General features: G+C 56.3%; 4 protein-coding genes. All 4 read left to right on the top strand.

Annotation, left to right across the window (positions count from 1 at the left end):
- Positions 1-818: phosphoribosylamine--glycine ligase (purD, locus tag L692_RS0116815; RefSeq protein WP_025701280.1), on the top strand; the 818-nt coding region annotated here is incomplete at its 5' end.
- Between the two features lie 281 nt (positions 819-1,099).
- A complete protein-coding gene (locus L692_RS0116810) occupies positions 1,100-2,431 on the top strand; it encodes an SEC-C metal-binding domain-containing protein (RefSeq protein WP_025701279.1) in 1,332 nt (443 codons plus the stop codon).
- Between the two features lie 203 nt (positions 2,432-2,634).
- The gene (locus L692_RS0116805; protein WP_025701278.1) at positions 2,635-4,779 is read left to right on the top strand and encodes a methyl-accepting chemotaxis protein; all 2,145 of its coding nucleotides are present in this window, start codon (positions 2,635-2,637) and stop codon (positions 4,777-4,779) included.
- A 156-nt stretch (positions 4,780-4,935) separates the two neighbouring features.
- Positions 4,936-6,198, top strand: coding sequence for a threonine ammonia-lyase IlvA (ilvA, locus tag L692_RS0116800; protein WP_025701277.1), 1,263 nt, complete (start codon positions 4,936-4,938; stop codon positions 6,196-6,198).
- The last annotated feature ends 45 nt before the right edge of the window (positions 6,199-6,243 follow it).

Raw genomic sequence — 6,243 nt, 5'->3', positions numbered from 1 at the left:
AGGGCGTAACCGTGGCCTGCTCGCGCGAGGAAGCGGAGAAGGCGCTGGAGGATATGATGGTATCGCGCGTGTTCGGCGAGTCCGGCAGCCAGGTCGTAATCGAGGAGTTTCTGGCGGGACAAGAGATGTCGATTCTGGCCTTCGTTGACGGCGAGACGGTGCGCCCGATGCCGGCGGCGCAGGACCACAAGCCGGTCTTTGACGACGATAAAGGTCCCAATACCGGCGGCATGGGCACCTATTCCCCGCTTCCGCATATCGACGACGCCATTATTCAAAAGGCGATTGAGACGATTGTGGAGCCGACGGCCAAGGCTATGGTCTCCGAGGGCCGGCCTTTCCGCGGCATCCTGTTCGCCGGGCTGATGATTTCGCCGGACGGTACGCCGAAGACCGTTGAATTCAACGCCCGCTTCGGCGATCCGGAGACCCAGGTCGTCCTGCCGAGGCTGAAGAGCGATCTGCTGGAGATTTTCCTCGCCGCTGTGGACGGACGGCTTGCCGATATCGAGATTGAATGGAGCGATGAGGCGGCGGTATGCGTCGTGCTGGCTTCGCAGGGATACCCGGGCTCTTACCCCAAAGGCATGCCGATCAGCGGTCTGGCCGAGGCCGGCCAGGAAGGGCTTATTTTTCACGCAGGCACGGCGCTTGGGTCTGATGGAAGCATTGTGACAAACGGCGGCCGGGTGCTCGGCGTTGTCGGACTCGGCGCCGGAATTGCCGAAGCGCGGAATGCCGCCTACGCGAATGCGAACCGGATTTCCTTTGACGGCAAGCAGAACCGCACCGACATCGCGGCCAAAGCGCTGCAATAAGCCGGAATCAGACTTTTGTCGGGAAAATTCACAATTTTTTATGTTAAATGTCCTAAAAAAACGACTGACAAGCTGTGAATGAAGTGCTATAATACAACTCGTACGGGGGATAATGTACGGATACAGACAGAATAAAGGGTCTTTCCTTAAAGCGGAAAGGCCCTTTTTAAATGTCGAAAATGCTATAATATCGATACGGACAGTCAAGCGTCATATGCTGCTCTGTATGCAGGCGGGCTGTTTATTTATGGTGTGCTGCAGATTTTAAGGAGGAATATGCTTTGATCAAGATCGGAAGAAACGACTTGTGCCCTTGCGGAAGCGGCAAAAAATACAAAAAATGCTGCATCGGAAAGGAGAGCGGCGCAGCGGTTCCCGCGCTCAGTCTGGTGGAGCCGTCAGCCGGAACAACGGTGCGGGGAACGATCGTACAGCCTCCTTCGGAGAATCAGGCGGTTTCCGGTGAGAAACCGGCTTCCAAGGGGAACAAGCTGACGCTTCCCAAGCTTAGAAGATTGGTTTCGCGGGAACTGCAGTGGGAGAGCCCGGCGCATGAGCAATTGGGTCTTACGCTGATCGAACAGATGAGGTATGAATATGACAAAGAATTGATTGCGGAAGCGCTGATGCTGTGGAACGGCTTTTCCCGAATGGCCAAGCCCGTCGTGAAGAAGGAAGGGGCCTTCTGTGCAGCGATAGAATATCTGCTGTCCGAGGAATATGGCTTCATGCTGACCCAGGCCGATCTTGCCGGGAAATATGAAATCACCAAGTCCACGCTCGCCCGCCGATATAAAGAGCTGTGCGCCTATGTCGATGAGTATGCCGCCGGAGGGACGGAAGAAATGCTCCCGCCCGAGGTTCTCATCGGGTCGCTGAAGGGAAGCGCCAAGGAGAAGGCTGCGGAGCTGGTATTCCGGGCGATGGACAGCGCCTCGCCCAAATCGAGGTCCCAGTTGGCCAAAGCCGCGCTTGAGCTTGATCCGGACAACACCGGGGCGTATCTCCTGCTTGCTGACGAGGCGGAAGGCGAGCAGGAGGCGAGAGCCCTGTTAAAGGCGGGAATGGAAGCGGGCAGACGGGAACTGGGCAGCGCCTTTTTTGCCGAGAATAAAGGGCATTTCTGGCTGATTCCCGAGACCCGCCCTTATATACGCCTATGCACAAGCTATGCCGGTTCGTGCTGGTTCGGCGGGGCTGCGGACGAGGCCGCCGGGGTCCTGGAGCATATTCTGGAGCTTAATCCGAATGATAATACAGGCGCGCGGTATCTGCTGCTTGCCGTCTATCTGTACACCGATCGGCTGACGGAGGCGGAGAAGCTGCTGAAAGCATACGGCGAGGAGGACGGAGCCGCTTCGTTTGCCTATGACCGGATGGTGCTGGAATTCAAACGGCATGGGGTCACCTCCCGCCTGAAAATGCTGTACCGCGTAGCGAAAGGCGTGAACAAGCATGTGCCGGATTACCTGCTGGGCGCCAAAATGCTTCCGCACAATCTGCCCGATTATATCGGCAGGGGCGATGCCAACGAGGCGATCGAGTACGTGATCATGCATTCACGGCTTTGGACGAGTGTTCCGGAGCTGCTGAAATGGATGCTTAAGCAGTAGAGGCGGTACAGCCTTTTATATCAAGCCTTTAGTCCTTGGATCAAGGACCAAAGGCTTTTTTTCTGCAAAAATGGACATATTTCGACAGTGTTAATAAATATCTTTGTTTTTTTAATCTGAAATCTGCCATGCCCTAAATAACACCGGGATGAAATCCGATAGCATGATTACAAGATATATTCATTACTGAAGGCGGGATCATCATGGTACAGAAGTTGACATCCAATGAAGAGTTTGAGTCAGATTCCAGGCAGTCGGAGGTCTCGTCTGGGCCCAAGCCGCAGACAAGCTTTTTCGGAAAATGGCTTTACGGCCTCTCGCATATGGGAATCCAGGGCAAGCTGTTCCTGTTCGTCATCGTGTCTATTGTTATTATTTTTTCCATCATGGCGAGCGTCATTTACAGCAATACGAAGAGGCTCATCGTCGATGATCTGCGCCAGGCGCTTGACTATGAGAAGCGGCAGATTTCTTCCGAGGTGAACGAGCTGCTCATGCCGGCCGGCGAGAGTGTGGAGCTGCTGGGCGCCAATGCTTTTGTAAGGGACTTCATTTCAAAGGTATCCTCTCCTGATGCCGTCAAGACGACGGAGGGATACAGCGCTCTCATACGCACACTCAATCTGGCCAAGGACAACAACAAAAATCTGCTGAACGTATATATCGGCCTGGATGGCGTGAACAAGGTCATTACCCAGGATGAGTTCGAACCGCCGGCCGACTACAATATGAAGGAACGCGCCTGGTATGCCGCAACGGTCAAGAATAACCGGCTTACAGTGACCGACCCTTATATTGACGCCGGCTCAGGCAAAATGGTCGTTACCTTAAGCGCTCCGATTCTAAGCGACAGCGGCAAGCTGATCGGCGTGGCGGGCGCGGATATTTCGACGGAGCAAATCACGCAGGCGCTGGAGGGCTTCAACTACAAGGGCAGCGGATTTGCGCTGCTGGTCAACAAGGACGGCACATTCATTTACCACCCGAACAGTGACTATATTTTGCTTAAAAAGATCGGCGAGCTGGGCGGAGAATGGGAGGCGGTCGGCGGAAAAATGCTTCAGTGGGGCTCCAGTGTCATCAAGACCAGCATTGACGGTCAAGCCAGTTACGTCTCTTATGCCCCAGCGGTCGACAATCAATGGGCGGAGGCGCTGATCGTTCCGGCAAAAGACGCGGAGGGCGCCTTGCATTCCTTCCAACTGATCTTCGTCCTGTCCACTCTGGCCGCTGTCATCATCATGGGCGTGGTGCTGTATTTCGTCGCCGCCAGTATCCTGAGACCGATTCCGGTGCTGACGGAGGCATTCCGGACCGCGATGGCCGGAGACCTGTCGGTCCGCGCCGACGTCAAGGCTAAAGGGGAGATCGGCATTTTGGCGAAGGGCTTCAATGAGATGATTTCCTCCCAGCAGGACATGATCCGGGAAATTATGCGAACCTCGCACAGCATCTCCGCCCATGTCGAAAATACGGAGAAAAATGTGTTCGTCCTGGATGAGAACATTGCGGATGTCTCCGCCACGACCGAAGAGCTGTCGGCCGGGATGCAGCAGACCGCCGCCGCGATGGAGGAAATGAACGCCAGCACGCTGGAGATCGAAGGCGCGATTAACAATATTGCCTTGAAGGCGCAGGGCGGCGCAGGATCGGCCAAGGAAATCAACAAACGCGCCGAGCGGCTCAAGCAGTCGGCCATCGACTCCCGGCAGGCGGCAGAGCAGGTCTACGGCCGCAGCGAGGAGAAGCTCCGCAGCGCCATTGAGCAGTCCCGGTCGATTGATCAGATCAAGGTGCTGACCAAGGCCATTCTGGAGATCGCCTCGCAGACGAATCTGCTGTCGCTGAACGCCTCCATCGAGGCGGCGCGGGCGGGTGAAGCGGGGAAAGGCTTCGCCGTAGTCGCCGAGGAAATCCGCAAGCTGGCGGAGAACTCGCGCTCGGCTGTACGGGAAATTATGCAGGTCACCGGTTCGGTGGTTGCGGCTGTGGGCAGTCTGGTTGAAGGTGCGGAGGATATTCTGCATTTTATGGATGAGCAGGTCCTCCGCGACTACGATACGATGCAGAAGACGGGCTCCCAGTACAGCGAAGACGCCAGGTATGTGGAAGACCTGGTGACGGATTTCAGCGCGACTACGGAGGAACTGCTGGCATCCGTCCAGAGTATGCTGCATGCCATCAGTGAAACGGCAGTCGCCACGAATGAAGGCGCCGAGGGCGCGAGCAGTATTGCCGGGAGAACGGAAGAGGTCATCGCGAAGTCCGGAAGCATTGTGACGGAAATGGAAGAAATCAGCCGCAGCGCGTTGGCGCTGCTGGATACGGTGTCCCGCTTCAAGGCGTAAGCCGGGCAGTTTCCGGCCAGGCGACTGCGCTTTCGGCGGAAATTGGCGCGTACTCCCGCCCCCTTGTCCGGAATGCCTTGAAAAAAAGCCGCCGGGGGAGTATGTTACAAGGAGCGGATACGAACCGCTATCAAGACAGTGAAGCGAGGAGAATTCATGAAGGAAAGCGACAACCGGATCGTGGGTCTGGAAGACATCGTGCGAGCGCATCATATGCTGCGGGAAGTCATTGTCCGGACTCCGCTGCAGCGCGACGAGGTGCTGTCGGCCAAATACGATTGCAATGTATATTTGAAGCGCGAGGACCTTCAGGTCGTGCGCTCATTCAAGATCCGCGGAGCCTACAATATGATCCGCAGTCTCTCCGAGGAGGACAGAAACAGAGGAATCGTGTGCGCCAGCGCGGGCAATCATGCGCAGGGAGTCGCTTTTTCATGCCGTGCGCTCGGGATTCACGGCAAAGTATATATGCCCAGCACCACTCCCAGCCAGAAGGTGAAGCAGGTCCGGCGGTTCGGCGGAGAATATGTCGAAGTGGTGCTCAAGGGAGATACATTCGACGACGCCTACGAAGAGGCGATGCAGGCCTGTGTCGATTACGGCATGACGCTTATTCATCCGTTCGACGAGCCGAAGATCATCGCCGGGAACGGAACGATTGCGATGGAGGTCATGGAAAGTCTGGACGATCCGGCCGACCTGGTGTTCGTGACCATCGGCGGCGGCGGGCTGGCGGCGGGCGTGGGCACTTATGTGAAGACGGTTAGCCCGTCGACCAAGGTCATCGGCGTGGAACCGGCGGGGGCGGCTTCCATGAGCGAGGCGTTCGCGCTGGGGAAGGTCGTCACGCTGCCGGAGATTGACAAGTTCGTGGATGGCGCGGCGGTAAAGCGGGTGGGCGGACTTACGTACGATATCTGCTCCCGCACGCTGGACGACATCATCAGGGTCCCGGAAGGCAAGGCCTGTACGGCCATATTGGAGTTGTACAACGAGAACGCTATTGTAGTGGAACCGGCGGGCTCGCTGCCAATCGCCGCACTGGACCTGTACCGCGAGCAGATTCGCGGCAAGACGGTCGTCTGCATCGTGAGCGGCGGCAACAATGATATCGACCGGATGCAGGAGATTAAAGAACGCTCGCTGATTTACGAAGGACTGAAGCATTACTTCATGATTAATTTTCCCCAGCGGGCGGGCGCGCTGCGCGAACTTGTATCGGAAGTGCTCGGACCTGACGACGATATTACCCGGTTCGAATATACGAAGAAGAACAACAAGGAGAACGGCCCGGCCCTTGTCGGCATCGAGCTGCTGTCCAAGGAAGCCTATGAGCCGCTCGTTGAACGGATGAAGCTCAAAGGTGTAGACTATATCGAGCTGAACAAGGACCTCAATCTGTTCAATATGCTGATATGAACAAGGCTGGCGCGGGCAAGAACCCTGCGCCAGCCTTTTATTATT

Source organism: Paenibacillus forsythiae T98, assembly GCF_000520735.1.
Taxonomy (GTDB): Bacteria; Bacillota; Bacilli; order Paenibacillales; family Paenibacillaceae; genus Paenibacillus_AQ; species Paenibacillus_AQ forsythiae.
Note: the sequence above shows the minus strand (reverse complement) of the source record. Positions and strands in the feature narration are given on the sequence as shown.

Coding starts and splice junctions, on each gene's coding strand:
- L692_RS0116805 (WP_025701278.1), top strand. CDS start 2,635: ATGGTACAGAAGTTGACATCCAATGAAGAGTTTGAGTCAGATTCCAGG.
- ilvA (WP_025701277.1), top strand. CDS start 4,936: ATGAAGGAAAGCGACAACCGGATCGTGGGTCTGGAAGACATCGTGCGA.